Below are 22,389 nucleotides of genomic sequence, written 5' to 3' on the forward strand. Positions count from 1 at the left end.
TGCTCAGCTCCTCGCGCTGCTGGCGCCGTCGGCGCCGACGGGGGTGGGGTCGAGGTCGGCCGGGCTGGCCAGCGTGCCGCGCACGGCGGTGGCGGCCGCGACGAGCGGGCTCACGAGGTGGGTGCGCCCGCCCTTGCCCTGACGGCCCTCGAAGTTGCGGTTCGACGTCGACGCGCTGCGTTCGCCGGGGGCGAGGATGTCGGGGTTCATGCCCAGGCACATCGAGCAGCCGGGCAGGCGCCACTCGGCGCCGGCCGCCGTGAAGACCTCGTCGAGGCCCTCGGCCTCGGCCTGGAGGCGCACGCGCGCCGAGCCGGGCACGACGAGCATCCGCACGCCGTCGGCGACGCTGCGTCCGCGCACGACCTCGGCGGCAGCACGCAGGTCCTCGATGCGGCCGTTGGTGCACGAGCCGACGAAGACGGTGTCGACGGCGATGTCGCGCAGCGGCGTGCCGGCGGTCAGGCCCATGTACTCGAGGGCGCGGGCGGCGGCGACCCGGTCGGACTCGTCGCCGAAGGACTCGGGGTCGGGCACGGCGTCGCCGAGGGGCGCGCCCTGGCCGGGGTTGGTGCCCCAGGTGACGAAGGGGGTCAGGCTCGCCGCGTCGATCTCGACGACGGCGTCGAAGGTCGCGTCGTCGTCGGTGCGCAGCTCGCGCCAGGCGGCGACGGCGTCGTCCCAGTCCTGGCCCTTCGGCGCGTGCTCGCGCTCGCGCAGGTACTCGAAGGTCGTCTCGTCGGGCGCGATGAGCCCGGCGCGGGCACCGGCCTCGATCGACATGTTGCACACGGTCATCCGCGACTCCATCGACATGGCCTCGATGGCCGGGCCGCGGTACTCGAGGACGTAGCCCTGGCCGCCGCCGGTGCCGATCTTGGCGATGACGGCGAGGATGATGTCCTTCGCGGTGACGCCGGGGGCCGGCTCGCCGACGACCTCGATCGCCATGGTGCGGAAGGGCTTGAGCGAGAGGGTCTGCGTGGCGAGGACGTGCTCGACTTCGCTCGTGCCGATGCCGAGCGCGATCGCGCCGAAGGCCCCGTGCGTCGAGGTGTGGCTGTCGCCGCAGACGACCGTCATGCCGGGCTGGGTGAGACCCAGCTGCGGGCCGACGACGTGGACGATGCCCTGCTCCGCGTCACCCATGGGGAAGAGACGGACGCCGAACTGCTCGCAGTTGCTGCGCAGGGTCTCGACCTGGGTGCGGCTCACCGGGTCGGTGATCGGCCCCGGGGTCGTCGGCACGTTGTGGTCCTCGGTGGCGAGGGTGAGATCGGGGCGGCGCACGCCGCGACCGGCCAGACGCAGCCCCTCGAAGGCCTGCGGGCTCGTCACCTCGTGGAGCAGGTGGAGGTCGATGTAGAGCAGGTCCGGCTCGCCCTCGGCACGTCGCACGACGTGTGCGTCCCACACCTTCTCGGCCAGGGTCTTGCCCATCGCTTGCTCCTGCTCTGCGTGTCGTGACGGTCGCCGACGACGCCGGCGGCCGTGTCCGTCCTGTCGAGGTTCGCACGGCTCCGGGGGGCCAGAGGTTGCGTCTCATGAGGTGAGATGCCAGTATCAGCACATGGACAACGGAAGTGGCGTCGGCGTACTCGACAAGGCCGCCGTCGTGCTGAGCGCCCTCGAGGCCGGCCCTTCGACACTCGCCCAGCTCGTCACGGCGACCGGTCTGGCGCGCCCGACCGCGCACCGCCTCGCGGTCGCGCTCGAGCACCACCGGCTCGTCGGGCGTGACATGCAGGGGCGCTTCATCCTCGGCCCGCGCCTGGGCGAGCTCGCCGCCTCGGCGGGCGAGGACAAGCTCCTCGTCGCGGCCGCCCCGGTGCTCGGCGCCCTGCGCGACCACACGAACGAGTCGGCCCAGCTCTTCCGCCGCCAGGGCGAGCACCGCGTTTGCGTCTCGGCCGCGGAGCGACCGGTCGGTCTGCGCGACTCGATCCCGGTCGGCGCGACCCTGAGCATGCTCGCCGGCTCCGCCGCGCAGGTGCTCCTCGCGTGGGAGGAGCCGGACCGGCTGCACCGCGGCCTCCACGGCGCCGCCTTCAGCGCGACGATGCTCTCGCAGGTGCGTCGTCGCGGGTGGGCGCAGAGCGTCGGCGAGCGGGAGGCGGGCGTCGCGTCGGTCTCCGCCCCCGTGCGCTCCCCCTCCGGCCGCGTCATCGCCGCCGTGTCGATCTCCGGGCCCATCGAGCGCCTGTCGCGCCAGCCCGGTCGGCTGCACGCCGCGACGGTCATCGCCGGCGCCAACAAGCTCACCGAGGTCCTCGAGCGCCACGCGAAGGCCGCCGAGGTGGCCGACCGCGACACCGAGTAGCCCGCCCCTCCCCCTTCGCGAGGTATGGCGATCCGCCGCAGATCCCCCCGATCTGGCGGCGGATCGCCATATCTGGGCGAAGGGGTGGGGCGAGGGGCGCGAAGGGGGGGTGCCGCGGGGAGCGCCCACCGCCCCCGAGACGACGAAGACCCCCGCTCTGACGAGCGGGGGTCTTCGACCGATGTAGCCCCGACGGGATTCGAACCCGCGCTACCGCCTTGAGAGGGCGGCGTGCTAGGCCACTACACAACGGGGCCATTGCTGCTCTGCGACTGCGTGAGCCGCTCGGACAACGAAGGAGACCTTACCCGTAAGGGCTCGGATTCTCCGAATCCGTCTGTCTCGCCAGAAGGCGGGACGACCAGCGCTGGGGTACCAGGACTCGAACCTAGAACGACTGAACCAGAATCAGCTGTGTTGCCAATTACACCATACCCCAAGGGGGTACCACCGCTCCTTCGTGACGAGTCACGCGCGAGCAGCGCACCGAGGGATGATGCTAGCCAAGATGGCCGCTCGTCCCAAATCGCGCTCAGCCGAGCTCAGCCCGCAGCCGACGCAGACGCGCCAGGGTCGAGTGCTGGCCGAGGATCTCCATCGACTCGAAGAGCGGCGGGCTGATCCGCTGACCCGACACGGCGGTGCGCAGCGGGCCGAAGGCCAGACGCGGCTTGCGCCCCATCCCCTCGACGATCGCCGCGCGCAGCGCCGCCTCGATCTGCTCGGCGTGCCACTGGTTGCCCTCGCGCGCCTCGGCCGAGAGCACCCCGTCCGGCACGTGCAGGCCCTCGAGCGCGGTGATCGCCGCGTCGAGCACCGCGGGCGCGTCGTCCTTGAGCCCGTCCCGGGCGTCCTGGGCGATCTCGAGCTCGTCGTCGGCGACGTAGAAGGGCGCGACGAGCGCGGGCGCCTCGGACAGCAGCGCCATCCGCGTCGAGATGAGCTCGGTGATGCTGCGCAGGCGCGCCAGCTCGCCGAGCGAGGGGTTCTCGCCGAGGACGCCCGCGGTCTGCAGGTAGGGCAGCAGCCGTCCGGCGAGGTCGTCGACGTCGAGGTCACGGATGTACTGGCCGTTGAGCCAGTCGAGCTTCTTGAGGTCGAAGATCGGCCCGACCGTGTTGACCTTGCTCCACGCGAAGTCGCGGCTGAAGTCGGCGAAGGTGAACTTCTCGACGTCGGTGCCGTCCTCCCCCTTCGCCGGCGGGTAGGCCAGCAGGCCGAGGAAGTTGACGACCGCCTCCGGCAGGTAGCCCTGCTCGCGGAACCACGTGAGACGCGCCCACGGGTTCTTGCGCTTGGAGATCTTGCTCTTGTTCTCGTTGCGCAGCAGCGGCATGTGGGCGAACTTCGGCGGGGTGAGGCCGAGCCACCGGTAGAGCAGCACGTGCTTGGGGGTCGAGGAGATCCACTCCTCGCCGCGCACGACGTGGGTGATGCCCATCTCGTGGTCGTCGACGACGACGGCGAGGTGGTAGGTCGGGAAGCCGTCGGCCTTGAGGATGACCTGGTCGTCGGGGCGCGGCGCCGACACGGTGCCGCGGATGACGTCCTCGAAGGTCGTCGGCGCGTCCTCGGGCACGAGCATGCGCACGACAGGCGTCTCGGTGAAGCCCTCGAGCTCGGCGCGCTCCTCGCGCGTCTTGCCCACGCACATGCGGTCGTAGCCGGTCGGCTGCTTGAGCTTCTGCTGGCGCTCGCGCATCGCCGACAGGCGCTCCGTGGAGCACCAGCAGTGGTAGGCGTGGCCGTCCGCGATGAGCCGCTCGACGTACGGGCGGTAGGTGTCGAGGCGCTCGCTCTGGCGGTAGGGCGCGTACGGGCCGCCGACGTCCGGGCCCTCGTCCCACGTCAGGCCCAGCCAGCTCAGGGTGTCGTAGAGCTGGGCCTCGCTCGTCGCGTCGAAGCGCGCTCGGTCGGTGTCCTCGACCCGCAGGACGAAGGAGCCCTCCTGCTGGCGGACGAAGGCGAGGTTGAAGAGGGCCATGTAGGCCGTGCCGACGTGCGGGTCGCCGGTGGGCGACGGGGCGACGCGGAGGCGGGGACGGCTGGGCGCGGAGGGGGTCTGCTCGGTCATGATCCCCCGAGTCTAGGGAGTCCGCCGATCAGTCGGGGTAGCGCTCCGCGAGGGCGTCGGTCATCGGGTCCCACGTGTGGCCCCACACCCCCTCGCCGAGCCCGGCGCCGACCGCCGCGCCCTCGCCGACGTCCTCCTGCCAGTCGGTGAGGTCGCCGTCGCCGAGCCCGACGAGACCGCCGACGAGACCGCCGAGGCCGGCGCTCGTGCCGACGACGACGTCGCGCTCCGGGCTCGGCGGGGTGTCGAGGACGATCTGGGTGCCCGGGGCGTCGGGCAGACCGGTCGCCTGCTGCAGCCCGGTGAGCCCGTCGGTGGAGACGCTGTACGCCCGCATCTGACCGGCACCGGCCTCGGCGAGCACGCTCGCGCCGGTCGAGCCGTCGGCGCGCATCGCGGCGGCCTCGGCGGCGGTGGTCGGGTGGATCCCTGCGGCGTCGAAGGTCACCGCGGGCTGGCCGGTGGCGAGCCCGGCGGCGGCGGCGAGCCCGCCGCCGAGGCTGTGCCCGGTGAAGGTGACCTCTCCCCCGGTCGCCGCCTGCACGTCGAGCCCGAGCTGCATCGCGGCCGTGTACTGCGGGTCGCCGGCGCCGAGGGCCTGCCGGCCGTTGGTCACCCAGTCCTCGCCCTCGACGCTGCCCTGGAAGGCGACGACGTAGCCGCCGTCCTCGGTGCGGAAGACGTAGGCCTGCGGGGTCGAGTCCGGGCCGAAGCGCGCGGGGTCGAGCCCGAGCTCGGTGAGCTCGGCGGCGCTGACCTCGGTGTACCCCTCGGGCAGCGCCGGCTGCTGGTAGCCGATGACGGGCACGCCGTGCAGCGGGTGCCTCGTGCCCTGGGCGTAGAAAGCCAGGCCCCACAGGTCCCGGTCGACGGGCTGGCCCTCGGTGCCGCGCACGTCGTCGTCGAAGGTGGACCTACCGGGTGGCGACTGGGGCGTGGGTCCCTGGGGCAGTCGTCCACCGCCGAAGGGAGCGACGGAGCCGCCCGCAGACCCGCTGGCTCCCCCGCCGACCTGCCCGCTCGCGTCCTGCTGCTCCTGGGCCTGGCGCTGCAGCTCTGCCGCCAGCGCGTCGAGCATCTGCGAGCACCGCTCGAGATCTCCTCGGGCACGCGCCCACCGGTGCGCGAAGCGCTCGAGGTCGTCTCCCTCCCAGGCCCCCTGGAGGGTGACGAGCTGGGCGCGACCGCTGTCACCGACCTGCGTCGTCTGCCGTGCCGTCGCCGTCAGCCGCGCGCTGATCTCGCGCAGGACGGCGGCGTCGGCGCCGTGCGTCAGCGTCATCGCCGCTCCTCACCCCGGGGTCGCGTGCACCGTAACCAGGGGGTGAGGGCGGGCGCGATGGGGAGGACTCCCCTGTCGTGTCAGTCCTCGGCGGCGACGAAGGGGTTGGACAGGGTCCCGATCTGGGCGATCTCGACCTCGACCCGCTGCCCGGCGACCACCCGGCCGACACCCGCGGGGGTGCCGGTGAGGATGACGTCGCCGGGCAGGAGGGTGAAGGCCTTGCTCGCGTAGGAGACGAGCTCGGCGACGCCGTGCACCATGTCCGAGCTGTGCCCGTCCTGGGCCACCTCGCCGTCGAGCGTGGTGACGATGTCGACGGACTGCGGGTCGAGGTCGGTCTCGATCCACGGCCCGAGCGGGCAGAAGGTGTCCAGGCCCTTGGCCCGGGCCCACTGCCCGTCACCGCGCTGGAGGTCGCGCGCGGTGACGTCGTTGGCGATCGTGTAGCCGAAGATCACCTTCTTCACCTCCTCGGGCTCGATGTCCTTGCACATCCGCCCGATGATCACGGCGAGCTCTCCCTCGAAGGAGACCTCTTTCGTGATCGGCGGGATGACGACGGGGTCGCCCGGGCCGACGACCGCGGTGTTCGGCACGAGGAACATCATCGGCTCGGCCGGGACCTCGTTGCCCATCTCCGCGGCGTGGTCGGCGTAGTTGCGCCCGATCCCGATGATCTTGCTGCGCGGGATCACGGGCGCGAGCAGCCGCACCTCCTCGACCGTCGTCGTCCGTCCGGTCAGCTCGATCCGCTGGTAGAGCGGGTCGCCGCTGACCTCGGCGATCTTCGTCCCGTCGCCGTCGACCAGGCCGTAGACCGGGTCATCTCCTGTGGTGTACCTCGCGATGCGCACGGGGTCACCCTAGTTCGAGGCCCTCACAGCTCGGCGACGACGGCCGTGGCCATCCGTGCGTAGCCCTCGTCCGTGGGGTGGATGTCGCCCTGGCTGCAGTAGTACGTCCAGTCGCAGATGAGCGAGACGTTGCGCGGGAGGGTGCCGAAGGACGCGCTCTTGCGCGGACGCCAGCTGTCCGTGTGGAAGTACGTCGAGACCTTCGCGACGTCGGCGCGGCCCTCGAAGGCGGCGAAGGAGACGACACCGGTGAGCAGGTGCGAGAAGATCAGCGACTGCTTGGCGGTCTCCTGGCCGGCGGCACCCTTGACCCACTCGCCGAGGAAGACGTCGTAGTTGTCGAGCACGACGATCTGGGCGTTCGGGGCGGCGGCGCGCAGCCGGCGCACGATCTCGGCGAGGTTGGTCGTCAGCGTCGTCGTCGCCTTCTGGATGCACTCGGCGTCGACCGAGCCCGAGCGGGCGCAGGGGACGACGTCGTTGCCCCCGAGGCTGAGGGTGATGGTGCGGACGTTCGTGCGGCCCTTCATGAAGGCCTCGGCGCGCGCCATCTGGCTGCCCTCGCCGTAGTCGCAGCGCCCGCCCTTGAGGAAGGTCGTGCTCGTCTCGCCGCTGCAGCCGAAGGTGCGGATGTCGGTGTTGCGGTTCGTCGCGCGGACCGCCTTGAGGACGGCGCCGTTGTACCCGGCGCGCGGCTGGTCCTTCGTCTGCGGCTGGTAGCCCATCGAGAGGGAGTCGCCGAGGCTCATGTAGTAGCCGTAGGGGCCGGGCGGGTTGATCGGGGCCGCCGGGGCGGCCGCGCCGGTCACGCGCTCGGAGTGGGTCGGCAGCGCCTGGACGGCCCCGGCTCCGAGACCGAGGGCTGCGGCCGCCGCGACGAGCGCGGCGGCGGTCCGGGAGCGGGCGAAGGGGTGAGCACGACGCGGCATGGCGTCCTCCATCTGACAGGGGGTGGCGGCCGCGTCCTCGCAGGTCGGCGGCGGTGGCGGTGCCTCACCCTAAGCCGCGGCAGGGCGGTCCGCAGGCCGTTCCGACGGAACTACCCTGGAGGGGTGACGGCTCCCCCTTCGACCCTCGTGCCGCGGGAGCAGTGGCTCCCGCTGGCCCGGGCCCACGAGGAGGCCGTCGACGCCCTCACGGCGGGGCACCGCGAGCGCCGGGCGCGCGGCGAGAAGCACCCCGTCGAGGACTTCCTCTTCGACTACTACCGCCATCGCGTGGGTCACCTGCGCCGCTGGCACCCGGGCCACGGGGTCGTGCTCGGGGACGCACCGGAGTACGAGGGGCGCACGGGCTACGTCGTGCAGGACGGGGCCGCCGAGGTGGACCTCGACGAGGTGCTCGAGCGCCGGGGCGCGTCCGTCGAGCGCGTGCGCGCCCTGCTCACGGCGACCCTCGGACGACCCGCGCACCTCGGCTGCTTCGGGATGCACGAGTGGGCGATGGTCTACCGGCTCGCGCCCGGCGAGCAGCGGCACGAGCAGCTGCCGCTGCGTCTGGGCCAGGCGGCGACCGACGAGGTCGTCGAGCGCTCCACGGTGCGGTGCAGCCATTTCGACGCGTACCGCTTCTTCACCGAGCCGGCACGGCCCCTCAACGCGCTGCGCCCGACCCGCGAGGCGCAGGTCGCGATGGAGCAGCCCGGATGCCTCCACGCCGGGATGGACCTCTACAAGTGGTGCTTCACGCTCGCTCCGCTCGTGCCCTCCGCGCTGACGCTCGACGCCTTCCTCCTCGCCCGCGAGATCCGTGTGCTCGACATGCAGGCCAGCCCCTACGACGTCAGCGCGTACGGCCTCGACGCCGTGGCTGTCGAGACGCCCGCGGGGCGGGCGGAGTACGCGCGGCGCCAGCGCGACTTCGCCGTGCGCTCGGACGCCCTGCGACGACGGCTGCTCGAGGCGCTGCCGGCCTGACGCCTCAACCGGCGAGGGTGAGCCCGAGGTGCAGCTCGAGGCGGTCGCGGCCGTCGGCGAGGGAGAGCCCGGTGACGCGCTCGACCCGTGAGAGCCGGGCGTAGACGCTCTGCCGGTGCAGCCCGAGGGTGCGCGCCGTCACCGCGACCGACCCGGCGGCGTCGAGGTAGGTGCGCGCCGTGCGCACGAGGTCGGGGTCGCCGGCGTCGAGCAGGGCGCGCACGCCGGGGGTGAGGGCGGCCGAGACGACCTCCGCCGCGGCCGGCCCGCCGAGCAGGCGGCGCACGCCGAGGTCGGACCACCACGCGCTGACCGGACCGGTCGAGCCCTGGCCGACGGCCGCCACCGCGGCACGGGCCTGCTCCCACGACCGAGTGGCCTCGGCGAGCGGCGCCGGGTCGCCCACGCCGACGACGAGCTCGTCGGCGGGCAGGTGGCGCGAGACCGCGCGGACCGCCTGCTCGACGACGGCCTGCGCCTCGGCGCGGGCCCGCTCCTGCGGCACGGGGACGACGAGCACGCTGCGGCTGTCCCGGTCGGCGACCCCGACCCGTCGGGGCAGACCGCCCCAGCCCTGGAGGTGCTCGGGCACGACCGCTCCCCCGCGGCGCGCGACGAGCGCGACGACGGCCCGCGTCGCCGGGTCGACGCCGAGGTCGTGCGCGAGGGCGCGGGCCGCGGCGTCCTCGGTGGAGCGGGTCGCGTCGAGCAGCTCGTGGACGAGACGCCCGGTCTCGCGACGGGTGACGACGAGCCGGGCGATGATCTCGCCGGCCTCCTCGGCGAGCACCTCGGCCTCGTGCACCCGCTCGGCGTTGATCTGGACCCCGTCGGGCTCGATGGCCCACAGGTAGCCCTGCACGACCCCACGCCCCCAGGCGGGCAGGCAGAGCCGGGGGTGCGTCCCGCGCTCGGGGTTGGCGGGGATGCGCACCGGCCCGCGGGCGTGGGCGATGCCGAAGCCCTCGAACCACTCGCGGGTCTGCGCGCTCGCGCCCCGCCCGAGGATCGTCTCGGTGCGCACCGGGTCGGCCGCGTCGGGCTGAGCGGCGAAGGCGAGCAGGCGGAAGCGCCTGTCCTCCAGCGTGACCGGCGCCTCGAGCAGGCCGGAGACCTCGTCGACGACGTCCTGCACGTCGGCCACGGGCGGGTCCCCCTTCGCTCTCGGCTCGGTCATCTCGTCAGACAGATGTCTGACGAGATGGACGCATCGTCAGACACGTGATGATGGCACGCCGTCCTGGACAGGCCTACCGTCGAGAGCATGACGACTCCTCCCACGACCCGGACCGCCACCGACGCCGGCTCCGAGCACGGCTCGGACCGCGCCGTCGCCGAGCTGCTCGCCCTGGCCGACGACGCCGTCGCCCTCGCCGACCGCTGGGCCGCCGCCACCGAGGCGGGGCAGACGAAGAAGGAGGCCGCGACCACCGGTCAGCTGGCCTCCCTCCTCTCCGACCAGGCCGGCCTCGACCTCGCCGTGCGCTTCGTCGACAAGGTCGTGCGCCCCGAGGACCGCGCGGTCGCCGCGAAGGAGCTCGCCTCCCTCTCCGCCTCCGACGCCGCCTTCCTCGGCACCGTCGACAAGACCCTGCTGCGCGCCGGCGCCCTCGCGGCCCGCGTCGCCCCCGGTGTCGTCGTGCCCGTCGCCCGGGCCCGCATGCGCCAGATGGTCGGCCACCTCCTCGTCGACTCGCGCGACCCCGCGCTCGGCAAGCACCTCGCGGCCGCCCGCGAGGAGGGCTTCCGGCTCAACATCAACCTCCTCGGCGAGGCCGTCCTCGGCGAGGACGAGGCGGCGACCCGCACCGAGCGCACCCGCCAGCTGCTCGAGCGCGCCGACGTCGACTACGTCTCGATCAAGGTCTCCTCGCTCGTGAGCCAGATCGTCACGTGGGACACCGAGGGCACCGTCGCGCGCTGCCTCGAGCGGCTGCGCCCGCTCTACCGCGTCGCCGCGCAGTCGAGCCCGCGCAAGTTCGTCAACCTCGACATGGAGGAGTACCGCGACCTCGACCTCACCCTCGAGGTCTTCGAGCAGATGCTCTCCGAGCCCGAGTTCGCCGACCTCGAGGCGGGCATCGTCCTGCAGGCCTACCTGCCCGACGCCCTCCCCGCGATGGAGCGGCTGATCGACTTCGCCCGTCGGCGTCGCGCAGCCGGCGGCGCCGGGATCAAGATCCGGCTCGTCAAGGGCGCGAACCTCGCCATGGAGCAGGTCGAGGCCCAGCTGCACGACTGGGAGCAGGCGCCCTACGGCAGCAAGCCCGAGGTCGACGCCAACTACCTGCGCTGCGTCGAGCGCGCCCTGCGCGAGGACGCCGTCGAGGCGGGCGTGCGCATCGGCGTCGCGAGCCACAACCTCTACGACGTCGCGAGCGCCCACCTGCTCGCCGAGCGCCGGGGCGTGAGCGCGGCCCTCGACGTCGAGATGCTCCAGGGCATGTCGCCGAGCCAGGCCCGTGCGGTGCGCGACACCGTGGGCACGGTCATCCTCTACACCCCCGTCGTCGACCCCCGTGACTTCGACGCCGCGGTCTCCTACCTCGTGCGCCGCCTCGAGGAGAACGCCTCGCCGGAGAACTTCCTCCACGCCTTCTTCGCCGAGGGCGACCCGGCCGCGATGCCCGACCAGGAGATGCGCTACCGCCGCAGCATCACCGACATCCCGGCGACCTCCGTCGGCCCGCGCCGGGTGGCGCGCCGCGCGGAGATCGGCGAGACCTTCCACGGCACCCCCGACTCCGACCCGGCCCTGCCGGTGAACCGCGAGTGGGCGGCGCGCGCCGTCGCCGCGGGCGCCCCGACCCTCACCTCGCCGCACCTCGCCTCCGTCGAGGCCGTCGACGAGGTCGTCGAGCGGGCGAAGGGGGCGCACGCCGGCTGGGCGGGGCGTCCCGCCGCCGAGCGGGCCGCGGTGCTGCGCCAGGCCGCCCGTGAGCTCGACGGCCGCCGCGAGCAGCTGCTCGCGGTCATGGCCGCCGAGGCGGGCAAGACCGCCGCCGAGGGCGACCCGGAGATCTCCGAGGCCGCGGACTTCGCCGCGTACTACGCCGACCGGGCCCTCGAGCTCGAGGACGGGCCGATGACGGACGGGGCGCGGTTCACCCCGTCGCCCGTCACGCTCGTCACCCCGCCGTGGAACTTCCCCGTCGCCATCCCCATCGGCGGCGTGCTCGCGGCGCTCGCCGCCGGGTCGGCCGTCGTCATCAAGCCGGCGCCGCAGACGCCCGGGTGCGTCGAGGTCGCCGCCGAGGCGCTCCACGCCGCCGGTGTGCCCGCCGACGTGCTGCAGGTCGTGCGCACCGACGAGGACGAGGTCGGGCAGCACCTCATCGCCCACCGCGACGTCCACACCGTCGTGCTCACGGGCGCGTCCGAGACCGCCGAGCTCTTCGCGGGCTGGCGCTCGGGCCGCGAGGGCGGCGCACGCGTCTACGGCGAGACCTCGGGCAAGAACGCGCTCGTCGTCACCCCGTCGGCCGACCTCGACCTCGCGGTCGCCGACCTCGTCTCCTCGGCCTTCGGCCACGCCGGGCAGAAGTGCTCAGCTGCCTCGCTCGGCATCCTCGTCGGGTCGGTCGCGAGCTCGGAGCGCTTCCGCCGCCAGCTCGTCGACGCGGTCCGCTCGATCAAGGTCGGCTACCCCGTCGACCTGTCGACGCGCATGGGCCCGGTCATCGAGGCGCCCCAGGGCAAGCTGCTGCGGGCGCTCACCACGCTCGAGCCGGGCGAGACCTGGCTCGTCGAGCCGACGCAGCTCGACGAGTCCGGTCGGCTGTGGTCGCCGGGCCTGAAGGACGGCGTCGCGCCGGGCTCCTTCTTCCACCTCACCGAGGTCTTCGGTCCCGTGCTCGGCCTCATGCGGGCGGACTCGCTCGACGAGGCCCTGGAGCTGCAGAACGCGACGGCCTACGGCCTGACCGGCGGCATCCACAGCCTCGACGCCCAGGAGGTCCAGGAGTGGACCGAGCGGGTGGAGGTCGGCAACGCCTACGTCAACCGGCACATCACCGGCGCGATCGTCGAGCGCCAGAGCTTCGGCGGCTGGAAGTCCAGCTCGGTCGGACCGGGCGCCAAGGCCGGCGGCCCCAGCTACGTCGCCCAGCTCGGCACGTGGGCGCCGGAGGGCCTGCCGACGAAGGGGGCGAAGGTCTCCCCCGCCGTGCAGCGCACGGTGGACGGCCTCGTCCACGTCCTCGGCGATCGGGTCGACGCCGACGGTCGCGCGATGCTCGACGCCGCCCTGGCCAGCGACGCGCTCGCGTGGGAGCAGGAGATCGGGGTCGAGCACGACCGCACCGGGCTCACGGTGGAGAGCAACGTCTTCCGCTACCGCCCTGTGCCGCGCGTCGTCGTGCGCGCCGGTGCCGACGCGTCGGTCGCCGAGGTCGTGCGCCTCGTCGCCGCCGCCACCCTCACCGGCACGCCGGCCCTCGTGTCGGCGGACCCAGACCTGCGTCTGCTGGGCTCGCTCGGTCACGTGCAGGTCGTCACGGCGAGCGACGAGGACTTCGTCGCCGGGGCGGTCCAGCAGGCCGGTCCCGCCGGCCGGGTGCGCGTCGTCGGCACGACGCCCGCAGCGCTCGCCGGGCTCGCGCCGACCGCTCTCACGGTGATCGACGGCCCGGTCCTCGCCAACGGCCGCCGCGAGCTGCTCACCTTCGTGCGCGAGCAGGCGATCAGCCGCACCCGCCACCGCTTCGGTCACGTCGAGCGCCACTGACCGGCGCTCGGTGAGCACGAATCGCCGCTACCCACCCGGCGTAGCGGCGATTCGCGCTCACCCAAGCGGACAGGGCTCTTCGCTGGTCGAGGTGCGAGGGCCCCTTGCTGGTCGAGGTGCGAGGGCCCGCCAGGGCCTGAGCCTCGAGACCACTGAGCCTCGAGACCACTGACCCTCGCGACCCCCTGCCTCAGCGGACGGGGACTCCCCCGCGCATGAGGCCGAAGGTGATGCCGTCGAGCAGCGCCTGCCAGGACGCCTCGACGATGTTCGCGGCGACGCCGATGGTCGTCCAGGACGTCGTGCCGTCGCTCGTCTCGATGAGCACACGGGTGACCGCGTCGGTGCCGTGAGCGGCGTCGAGGATGCGCACCCGGTAGTCGATGAGCTCGAGCTGCTCGATCTCGGGGTACACGACGACGAGCGCCTGGCGCAGCGCCTCGTCGAGCGCGTTGACGGGCCCGTTGCCCTCGCCGGTCGCGACGATCCGCCGCCCCCCGGCGTGCACCTTGACCGTCGCCTCGGACAGCGCCTCGACGTCGGCACCGCGCACGTCGGTGATCGCGCGCCACGACTCGACCTGCGCGTACTGCGTCGGCCCGGCCCCCACCTCGCGGCGCAGCAGCAGCTCGAAGCTCGCGTCCGCCGCGTCGAAGGTGTACCCGCGCTGCTCGAGCGTCTTCACCCGCGCCAGCACGCGCGCGAGCGTCTCGTCCTCCCCGTCGAGGTCGACGCCGATCTCCCGGCTCTTCAGCTCGACGGTCGCCCGTCCGGCCATGTCGGAGACGAGCATCCTCATGTCGTTGCCGACGGCCTTGGGCTCGATGTGCTGGTAGAGGTCGGGGTCGACCTTGATCGCGCTCGCGTGCAGCCCCGCCTTGTGCGCGAAGGCTCCCGCCCCGACGTAGGGCTGCCGCGAGAAGGGCGGGTGGTTCGTCACCTCGCTGATGGCGTGCGCGATGCGCGTGGCGTCCTGGAGCCGGTAGGGCTCGACGAGGTCCATGCCGAGCTTGAGCTGGAGGTTCGCGACGACGGTGACGAGGTCGGCGTTGCCGGTGCGCTCGCCGTAGCCGTTGACGGTGCCCTGCACGTGCGTCGCGCCGGCCTCGACCGCCGCCATCGTGTTCGCGACCGCGCACCCGGTGTCGTTGTGGCAGTGGATGCCCAGACGTGCCCCCGTGCTGGCGATGACGTCGGCGACGGCGTCGTGCACCTGGCCCGGCAGCATCCCGCCGTTCGTGTCGCACAGCGCGACGACCTCGGCCCCGGCGTCGGACGCGGCGCGCACGCAGGCGAGCGCGTACTCGCGGTCGAGCAGGTACCCGTCGAAGAAGTGCTCGGTGTCGACCATGACCGTGCGGCCCTGCGCGACGAGGTGGCTCACCGTGTCGGTGATCATCGCGAGGTTCTCCTCGCGCGTCGTGCGCAGCGCCCGCTCGACATGGCCGACGTGCGATTTCGCGACGAGGGTGATGACGGGGGCGCCGGAGTCGAGCAGGCCCTGCACCTGCGGGTCGCTCGCGGCGGACCCCCCGGCCTTGCGGGTCGACCCGAAGGCGGCGAGCGTCGCGGTGCGCAGGTCGAGCTCGGTCGCGGCCCGGGCGAAGAACTCGGTGTCGGTCGGGTTGGCCCCGGGCCATCCCCCTTCGACATGGGTGACGCCGAGGTCATCGAGGTGCCGCGCGATGACGAGCTTGTCCGCGACCGAGAGGTTGATCCCCTCCTGCTGGGCGCCGTCGCGCATCGTCGTGTCGTAGACGTGGAAGTCGGTGCTCATGGGTCCTCGGTCCGTCGGCGCCCGGGGATGGGCGAAGGGGGTGATCCCGCTCGTCGCGCCGGGTCCTGGCCGGGGGTGTGGCCTGGTCCTGGTCGCCGTCTCGGGGACTCCCCTGCTCCGCCCGAGACACGCAAAAGACCCCCCGGGTGCGGGAGGTCTGCGCGACGAGCGGGGCTCGTCGCGCCTAGGTAATAAGTCGGACCGCGGTGGCGGTCGTCGTCATCTCGGGCATCACCCCCACACCATGGCACCACCACGCCGACGGCGCGCGCCGGGGTCCGCATCGTGGGCACGTCGTCGGCAGGCTAGGACGCTGCCCCGTGCGTACGGGGCAGCACCGGAGTCGCCGGACCAAGGGGTCTCGTGCGCTCAGCGCAGAAGCCGCTCGAGGGTGGCGGCCACGCCGTCGTCGTCGTTGCTCGCGACGCTCTCGTCGGCGAGCGCGGTAACCGCGGGGTGCGCGTTCGCCACGGCGAAGGCCCGCCCGGCGAAGCGCAGCATCGGCAGGTCGTTGGGCATGTCGCCGAAGGCCCACACGTCCTGCGCGTCGATCTCGAGCTCGGCGCACCAGGCCCGCAGCGCGCTCGCCTTCGTCACCCCGGGGGCGGACATCTCGGCGAGCCCGCCCGCTCCCGAGTAGCTGAGGACGAGCCGGTCGGCGACGACCTCACCGGCCGCGACGAGGAACTCGTCGTCGGTGAGGTGCGGGTTGCGGGCGAGCAGCTTGCCCGCGCGCTCGTCGCCGAGCTCCTCGATGCGGTGGGTGCACACGAGGTCCTCGGGGTGGTCGTGGATCGCGGCGAACATCCGCTCGGCCGCCAGACCGCCGGCCCGCTCCGCCGCGAAGCCCGTGCCCGGCAGCTCGCGCCGCAGGTCGGCGACGACCTCGGCGAGCAGCTCGGGCTCGATCGTGCGCTCGGCGAAGACCCGCTGCTCGGCGACGTCGTAGCGGAAGGCGCCGTTGCCGCACACCGCGATCCCCCGCACGCCGACGACGTGGGCGAGCTCGTCGAGCCACCGGGGCGGACGGGCGGTGACGAGCACCGTCTCGACGCCCGCCGCCGCCACCGCCCGCAGCGCCCGTACGGAGCGGTCGGAGACCGTCCCGTCCGAGCGCAGCAGGGTCCCGTCGAGGTCGGTGGCGACGAGGCGGGGTCGGCGGGTCACGTCAGCGGCGGGGTCGGGGCGAGGCTCAGGCCAGCCGGGTGAGCCAGCCGCGCGTGTCCTCGGCGCGGCCGTACTGGATGTCGAGCAGCCGCGAGCGGATCGACCGGGTGACCTCGCCGCCCCCTTCGCCCGCGGTCGAGGCGGCCGAGCCGCCGTCCCACCGCAGCTCGCCGACGGGCGTGATGACCGCGGCCGTGCCGCACGCGAAGATCTCGGTGATCTCGCCGGAGGCGACGCCGTCCTTCCACTCCTCGATGGTGATCCGGTCCTCCTCGGGCTGGAGGTCGAGGTCCTTGGCGAGGGTGAGGATCGAGTCGCGGGTGATGCCCTCGAGGATCGAGCCCGTGAGCGCCGGGGTGCGCAGGCGCCCGTCCGAGGTGACGAAGAAGAGGTTCATCCCCCCGAGCTCTTCGATGTACGTGTGGGTCGCGGAGTCGAGGAAGACCGCCTGGTCGCAGCCGTGGTCGATGCCCTCGAGCTGACCGGCGAGCGAGGAGGCGTAGTTGCCGCCGCACTTCGCCGAGCCAGTGCCGCCCTCGCCAGCGCGGGCGTAGTGCTCGCTGACCCAGAGCTTGACCGGCGTGAGGCCACCGGTGAAGTACGCGCCGGCCGGGGAGGCGATGACCGAGTAGGTGACCTCGTGGGCGGGTCGCACGCCGAGGAAGGCCTCGGAGGCGTACATGAAGGGGCGCAGGTACAGGCTCGTCTCGCCGGTGCCGTAGGCGGGGACCCACGCCTCGTCGGTCTCGACGAGGGCGCGCAGCGAGCCGACGAAGTCCTCCTCGGACAGCGTCGGCAGCGCCAGGCGCTGGGCCGAGCGCGCCATGCGCGCGGCGTTGGCCTCGGGGCGGAAGGTCCACACAGACCCGTCCTCGTGGCGGTAGGCCTTCATCCCCTCGAAGACCTCCTGCGCGTAGTGCAGGACCGCGGCGGCCGGGCTCATCGCGATGGGGCCGAAGGGGTGGACGCGACCGTCGTGCCAGCCCCCGTCACGAGTCCACGTCGCCGTGACCATGTGGTCGGTGAAGTGGTTGCCGAAGCCGGGGTCGGCGAGGATCGCCTCGCGCTCGGCGTCGCTGCGGGGGGACGGGTGCTGCTCGTGGGTGTAGGACAGCGTCATCGGTGCTCCTGACGTGGGTGTGCGTCTGCTCTGGGCAGACTAGCGGCGGGGGGTGAGGGCGCCGCACCGACGTCGGGCGGAGCCCGGTCGACGAAGGGGGTGACGGGGCGCGGGCTAGAGACGAGCGGCGACGGCGTCGCCGATCTCGCTCGTGCTGCGTACTCGGTCGCCACGCTCGGCGAGGTCGGCCGCGACGGCCGCCTCGACCCGCGCGGCCTCGTCGGCGCGGCCGACGTGGGCGAGCAGGAGGGAAGCGGAGAGGATCGCGGCGGTGGGGTCGGCCATGCCCTGGCCGGCGATGTCGGGCGCCGACCCGTGGACCGGCTCGAACATGCTCGGAGCGGCCCCGGTGGGGTTGATGTTGCCGCTCGCGGCGAGGCCGATGCCGCCGGCGACGGCCGCGGCGATGTCGGTGATGATGTCGCCGAAGAGGTTGTCGGTGACGATGACGTCGAAGCGGGCCGGGTCGGTCGCGAGGAAGATCGTCGCGGCGTCGACGTGCTGGTAGGCGGTCTCGACGTCGGGGAACTCGGCGCCGACCTCCTCGACCGTGCGACGCCAGAGGTGACCGGCGTTGGTGAGCACGTTGTGCTTGTGCACGAGGGTGAGGTGCTGGCGCGGGCGCGCCTGCGCGCGGGCGAAGGCGTCACGCACGACCCGCTCGACGCCGAAGCGCGTGTTGACGCTCGTCTCGGTGGCGATCTCGTGGGGCGTGCCGACGCGCAGCGCACCGCCGTTGCCGACGTAGGGGCCCTCGGTGCCCTCGCGGACGACGACGAAGTCCAGGCCCTTGCTCGTCACGTGGTCGGCGAGGGGGCTCGTCACGCCGGGGTAGAGCTTGGCCGGGCGCAGGTTGACGTAGTGGTCGAGCGCGAAGCGCAGCGGCAGCAGCACGCCGCGCTCGAGGACGCCGGAGGGGACGCTCGGGTCGCCGATGGCCCCGAGCAGGATCGCGTCGTGCCCGCGGATCTCCTCGACGACCGAGTCGGGGAGGGTCTCGCCGGTGGCATGCCAGCGGGTCGCGCCGAGGTCGTAGTCGGTCGTGCTCGCGTCGACGCCGGTCGCCGAGAGCACCTTGAGCGCCTCCGCCACGACCTCCGGACCGATCCCGTCGCCCCCGATGACCGCGAGGTCGAGGGTGCCCGAGGAGGCCTGCGAAGGGGTGTCCACCTGCGTCTGCGTCATGCCCCCGAGGCTACGACGCAGTCCCGTGATGTGGACACCGTGTCCCACATAGCGGTCCAGCAGGAGCCGTGATGGTCGAGGTGCGAAGGCCGCCCAGGCCTGAGCCTCGAGACCACCCGCCCAGAAGGAGCTGTTGCCCAGACGTTGGCGCCGGCACCGGTTGCAGCACGAGCGCCCGCCGACGTCCCGAGCAGTGGTCTCGAGGCTCGCTGGCGCTCGCACCTCGACCAGCGAACGGACGGAGCGCAGGCGCGGGAGGGTTCGCGGAGCATCAAGCGGACCGGACCGCAGCCGAGGGCGCGCAGCGCCCGAGGCGGAGGGAGGACCAAGGCTCCGCGGGCCCTGCTGCGCCGGAGCGGTGAGTGGTCTCGAGGCTCGCTGCTCGCACCTCGACCCGCGATCGGGGCGGGACGAGGTCAGTCGACGAGGCGGGCGGCGCCCTTGTCGGCGGACTGGGCGAACTTGGCGAAGATCTTCAGCGCCGGGGAGACGGGGCGGTCGCGGTCGACCGGGGTCCACCCCTTCGCGTCCTGCTCCTCGCGCCGGGCGGCGAGCTCCTCGTCGTCGACGAGCAGCTGGACCCGGCGGTTCGGGATGTCGAACTCGATGACGTCGCCGTCGCGGACCAGCCCGATGGCGCCGCCGGCAGCGGCCTCCGGCGAGACGTGGCCGACGGACAGGCCCGAGGAGCCCCCGGAGAAGCGACCGTCGGTGATGAGCGCGCACTTCGGTCCCAGGCCCACGCCCTTGAGGTACGAGGTCGGGTAGAGCATCTCCTGCATCCCCGGCCCCCCCTTCGGGCCCTCGTAGCGCACGACGACGACGTCGCCGGCCTGCACGCCGCCGGAGAGGATCATCGACACCGCGTCCTCCTGGCTCTCGGCGACCCGCGCCGGTCCGGAGAAGCTCCACTGGTGCTCGGGCACGCCGGCGGTCTTGACGATGCACCCGTCGGGGGCGAGGTTGCCGTGGAGGACCGCCAGGCCCCCTTCGCTGGTGAAGGCGTGCTCGACGGAGCGGATGCAGCCGCCCTCGCCGTCGGTGTCCAGGCTCGTCCACCGGTTCGTCGAGCTGAAGGCCTCGGTCGTGCGCACACCACCGGGGGCGGCGTGGAAGAGCTCGGTCGCCTTCGCCGTCGCGGCCCCGCTGCGGATGTCCCAGTCGGAGAGCCACTGCGCCAGCGAGGGCGAGTGGACCGCGCGGACCTCGGTCTCGAGCATGCCACCGCGGTGCAGCTCGCCGAGGATCGCGCTCACGCCACCGGCGCGGTGCACGTCCTCCATGTAGTAGTCGGTGCTGTTCGGGGCGACCTTGACCAGGCACGGCGTGACCCGCGACAGCGCGTCGATGTCGTGCTGGTCGAAGTCGACTCCCGCCTCCTGGGCCGCGGCGAGCAGGTGCAGGATCGTGTTCGTCGAGCCGCCCATGGCGATGTCGAGGCGCATCGCGTTGGCGAAGGCGGGCTTGCCGGCGATCGAGCGCGGCAGGACCGACTCGTCGTCGCCGTCGTAGTAGTCACGGCACAGGTCGACGACGAGGCGACCGGCGTCCAGGAAGAGCTCGCGGCGGGCCGCGGAGGTCGCCAGCGTCGAGCCGTTGCCGGGCAGCGAGAGCCCGAGCGCCTCGGTGAGGCAGTTCATCGAGTTCGCGGTGAACATCCCCGAGCACGACCCGCACGTCGGGCAGGCGGACTGCTCGATCTGGGTGATCTCCTCGTCGGAGACGGTGTCGTCGACCGACTTGATCATCGCGTCGATGAGGTCCAGGCGCGTCGCGACCTCGCCGTCCTCGCCGATGACGGCCTTGCCGGCCTCCATCGGACCGCCCGAGACGAAGACCGTCGGGATGTTGAGCCGCAGCGCGGCGAGGAGCATGCCGGGCGTGATCTTGTCGCAGTTGCTGATGCACACGAGGGCGTCGGCGCAGTGCGCGTTGACCATGTACTCGACGGAGTCGGCGATCACCTCACGGCTGGGCAGGCTGTAGAGCATGCCGGCGTGACCCATGGCGATGCCGTCGTCGACGGCGATGGTGTTGAACTCCTTGCCCACTCCCCCGGCCTCGGTGATGGCGCCGGCGACGAGCTGGCCCATGTCCTTGAGGTGCACGTGCCCGGGCACGAACTGGGTGAAGGAGTTGGCGATCGCGACGATCGGCTTGCCGAAGTCGCCCTCGCCCATGCCGGTCGCGCGCCACAGTGCGCGGGCTCCCGCCATGTTGCGGCCGTGGGTCGTGGTGCGGGATCGCAGCTGGGGCATGTCCTCAAACCTAGTTCTCGTCGTGCGGTGGGCGAAGGGGTGTCCCGTCGAGCGGGCGAAGTGGTGACCCGTCCAGCGGGCGGAGACGGGCGCAGCCGCCACGGGATCCGTGGCGGCTGCGTCGTCGCGAGCGGGGCAGGCTCAGTCGTCGCTGCCCTGGTCGCGGCGGTCCATGCTCTCCTGCAGCGCGCGGCGCGCCTGCGTGGCCTCGTCACTCATGACGTGCTCCTGACGGTGGTGCGTACGTGGGCGGCGACGGCGCGGTCCCCGGTGGGGGTGCGCGGACGTGGGATGTGCGGGGTCTCCGCCGGCCCGGTCACGTCGCCTGCGTCGAGGCTACGCCTGCGATGTCCACGTCGTGGACCCCGTGTCCAGCAGGTGGACGTGACGGTCGTCTCGTCCACCCCGGTCAGCGAGCGCGGCGGCGCAGCGCACGCCCGGCGAGCACGACGGCCGCCACGACGAGGACGGCCCCGAGGAGCCACCACGAGCCCCGGCCGAGCGTCGCCTCGATGACCGCGAAGCCGATCGTCGTGTAGACCGTCGCCCACAGCGTCGCGCCGACGACGAGCGCCGGGGCGAAGCGGGAGAGCGGCATGCGCATCGCCCCCGCGCTGAGGTTGATCGCGCTCTGCAGCCCGACGGTGAGGAAGCCCAGGCTCACGGCCGGCGGGCCGACCCGGCGCACGAGACGCTCGGCCCGCGCCATTGTCGGGCCCGGCCGGTCGGCGCCGGAGCGGCGCGCAGCCGCCGAGCGGGCACCCCGACCGATCGCGTAGGTGGCCGACCCGCGCACCAGGGCCGCGACGAGGAGGACGACGAAGGCCAGGCCCACGGGCCAGTCGCGCATCATCTCCTCCACCCGGCCACGGTACGTCGTGGGCTCGGGCATGCTGACGGGCATGCGCGTCGTCGTCACCGGAGGGCTCGGCGCCCTCGGCAGCCAGGTCGTCCACCACCTCGAGCAGGACGGCCACGAGGCCGTCGTCGCCAGCCGGCGCACCGGCGTCGACCTCGAGGCCGGCACCGGTCTCGACCCCCTCCTCACGGGCGCGGAGGCGGTGGTCCACACCGCCGACACGACGAGCCCGCGGCGGTGGCGCTCGATGACGGTCGGCGGGACGCGGGCGGTGCTCGACGCGGCCCGCCGGGCGGGCACCCCGCACGTCGTGACGATCTCGATCGTCGGCTGCGAGCGGGTGCCATACCCGTACTACCGGGCCAAGCGCACGGCCGACGAGCTCGTCCTCGCCTCCGGCCTGCCCGCGACGGTCGTGCGGGCGACGCAGTTCCACCCCTTCGCCGCCCAGATCGGGCGCGCGCTGCGCCTCGGGCCGCTCGCGCTCGGCGTGCGCGGGATGCGGGTGCAGCCCGTGGAGCTGTCGTGGGTCGGGCGGCGGATGGCGCAGCTGGCGACCGGGGAGGCACCGGACGGCCCGCGGCCGGGCCCCGACCTCGCCGGTCCCGACGTGCTCGACCTCGGCGAGATCGAGCGGCTGCTCGCCGCGCACGACGGGCGACGTCCGCCCCGGCTCCTCGCGCTGCCGCCCCTCGGGGCGACGATGCGTGCCTTCGGGCCGCAGGGCGGCATCCTCGCCGGCCCGGGCGCCGAGGTGGGCGGCACCCCCTTCGCGACCTGGCTCGCCGCGCGGCCCCGCTGACTCCCCCCGTGACGCGCCACCGCCCCGTACCGGTCGTCATCACGAC

At 73.4% G+C, this 22,389-nt stretch carries 16 protein-coding genes and 2 tRNA genes; 4 read left to right on the plus strand and 14 right to left on the minus strand.

The window, feature by feature from the left end; genetic code table 11:
* Positions 1-3 precede the first annotated feature (3 nt).
* A complete protein-coding gene (gene leuC / locus EEW87_RS06545) occupies positions 4-1,440 on the minus strand; it encodes a 3-isopropylmalate dehydratase large subunit (protein WP_123093299.1) in 1,437 nt (478 codons plus the stop codon).
* Between the two features lie 130 nt (positions 1,441-1,570).
* Between leuC and EEW87_RS06550 the strand changes: the two genes are divergently transcribed.
* Positions 1,571-2,320: an IclR family transcriptional regulator gene (locus EEW87_RS06550; RefSeq protein ID WP_068274529.1), complete on the plus strand. Its 750-nt coding sequence runs from the start codon at positions 1,571-1,573 to the stop codon at positions 2,318-2,320.
* A gap of 184 nt (positions 2,321-2,504) precedes the next feature.
* Here the strand turns inward: EEW87_RS06550 and EEW87_RS06555 are convergent.
* The 6 genes from EEW87_RS06555 to EEW87_RS06580 form a co-directional block, all read right to left on the minus strand.
* Positions 2,505-2,577: transfer RNA gene (locus EEW87_RS06555), tRNA-Glu, on the minus strand.
* Positions 2,578-2,687: 110 nt separating this feature from the next.
* A tRNA-Gln gene (locus EEW87_RS06560) sits at positions 2,688-2,759 on the minus strand.
* A gap of 93 nt (positions 2,760-2,852) precedes the next feature.
* Positions 2,853-4,394 (minus strand): glutamate--tRNA ligase, encoded by a 1,542-nt coding sequence (gene gltX, locus EEW87_RS06565; protein WP_123093300.1) that lies wholly within the window; start codon positions 4,392-4,394, stop codon positions 2,853-2,855.
* A 28-nt stretch (positions 4,395-4,422) separates the two neighbouring features.
* Complete coding sequence (locus tag EEW87_RS06570) at positions 4,423-5,676, minus strand: WXG100 family type VII secretion target (protein WP_123093301.1); 1,254 nt, start codon at positions 5,674-5,676, stop codon at positions 4,423-4,425.
* A gap of 80 nt (positions 5,677-5,756) precedes the next feature.
* Positions 5,757-6,533 (minus strand): fumarylacetoacetate hydrolase family protein, encoded by a 777-nt coding sequence (locus EEW87_RS06575; protein ID WP_123093302.1) that lies wholly within the window; start codon positions 6,531-6,533, stop codon positions 5,757-5,759.
* A gap of 23 nt (positions 6,534-6,556) precedes the next feature.
* Positions 6,557-7,462, minus strand: coding sequence for an SGNH/GDSL hydrolase family protein (locus tag EEW87_RS06580; RefSeq protein WP_163562389.1), 906 nt, complete (start codon positions 7,460-7,462; stop codon positions 6,557-6,559).
* A 123-nt stretch (positions 7,463-7,585) separates the two neighbouring features.
* On the opposite strand from EEW87_RS06580, the gene EEW87_RS06585 reads away from it, so the two are divergent.
* Positions 7,586-8,449, plus strand: coding sequence for a 3-methyladenine DNA glycosylase (locus tag EEW87_RS06585; RefSeq protein ID WP_123093304.1), 864 nt, complete (start codon positions 7,586-7,588; stop codon positions 8,447-8,449).
* Positions 8,450-8,453: 4 nt separating this feature from the next.
* Here the strand turns inward: EEW87_RS06585 and EEW87_RS06590 are convergent, their stop codons facing one another.
* Entirely contained in the window at positions 8,454-9,626 is a 1,173-nt protein-coding gene (locus EEW87_RS06590; RefSeq protein WP_123093305.1) for a PucR family transcriptional regulator, read from the minus strand.
* An 87-nt stretch (positions 9,627-9,713) separates the two neighbouring features.
* Between EEW87_RS06590 and EEW87_RS06595 the strand changes: the two genes are divergently transcribed.
* Positions 9,714-13,175, plus strand: coding sequence for a bifunctional proline dehydrogenase/L-glutamate gamma-semialdehyde dehydrogenase (locus EEW87_RS06595; protein ID WP_123093306.1), 3,462 nt, complete (start codon positions 9,714-9,716; stop codon positions 13,173-13,175).
* 190 nt (positions 13,176-13,365) lie between these two features.
* On the opposite strand, the gene cimA is transcribed toward EEW87_RS06595, so the two are convergent.
* The 6 genes from cimA to EEW87_RS06625 all read right to left on the minus strand — a co-directional run bounded on the left by cimA (position 13,366) and on the right by EEW87_RS06625 (position 21,586).
* On the minus strand, positions 13,366-14,952 hold the full coding sequence (gene cimA, locus EEW87_RS06600) for a citramalate synthase (RefSeq protein WP_123093307.1): 1,587 nt from the start codon (positions 14,950-14,952) through the stop codon (positions 13,366-13,368).
* A gap of 369 nt (positions 14,953-15,321) precedes the next feature.
* The gene (locus tag EEW87_RS06605) at positions 15,322-16,119 is read right to left on the minus strand and encodes an HAD family hydrolase (RefSeq protein ID WP_123093308.1); all 798 of its coding nucleotides are present in this window, start codon (positions 16,117-16,119) and stop codon (positions 15,322-15,324) included.
* A 25-nt stretch (positions 16,120-16,144) separates the two neighbouring features.
* The gene (locus tag EEW87_RS06610; RefSeq protein WP_123093309.1) at positions 16,145-17,239 is read right to left on the minus strand and encodes a branched-chain amino acid aminotransferase; all 1,095 of its coding nucleotides are present in this window, start codon (positions 17,237-17,239) and stop codon (positions 16,145-16,147) included.
* Positions 17,240-17,353: 114 nt separating this feature from the next.
* Complete coding sequence (locus tag EEW87_RS06615) at positions 17,354-18,424, minus strand: 3-isopropylmalate dehydrogenase (protein ID WP_123093310.1); 1,071 nt, start codon at positions 18,422-18,424, stop codon at positions 17,354-17,356.
* Positions 18,425-18,840: 416 nt separating this feature from the next.
* The gene (gene ilvD, locus EEW87_RS06620) at positions 18,841-20,682 is read right to left on the minus strand and encodes a dihydroxy-acid dehydratase (RefSeq protein ID WP_123093311.1); all 1,842 of its coding nucleotides are present in this window, start codon (positions 20,680-20,682) and stop codon (positions 18,841-18,843) included.
* Positions 20,683-21,091: 409 nt separating this feature from the next.
* On the minus strand, positions 21,092-21,586 hold the full coding sequence (locus tag EEW87_RS06625) for a DedA family protein (protein ID WP_225985155.1): 495 nt from the start codon (positions 21,584-21,586) through the stop codon (positions 21,092-21,094).
* Here EEW87_RS06625 and EEW87_RS06630 point away from each other — a divergent pair.
* Complete coding sequence (locus EEW87_RS06630) at positions 21,585-22,343, plus strand: SDR family oxidoreductase (protein ID WP_163562390.1); 759 nt, start codon at positions 21,585-21,587, stop codon at positions 22,341-22,343. The two genes, EEW87_RS06625 and EEW87_RS06630, sit on opposite strands and share 2 nt — an antisense overlap.
* Positions 22,344-22,389 lie beyond the last annotated feature (46 nt).

This window comes from Janibacter melonis (genome assembly GCF_003721155.3).
Taxonomy (GTDB): Bacteria; Actinomycetota; Actinomycetes; order Actinomycetales; family Dermatophilaceae; genus Marihabitans; species Marihabitans melonis.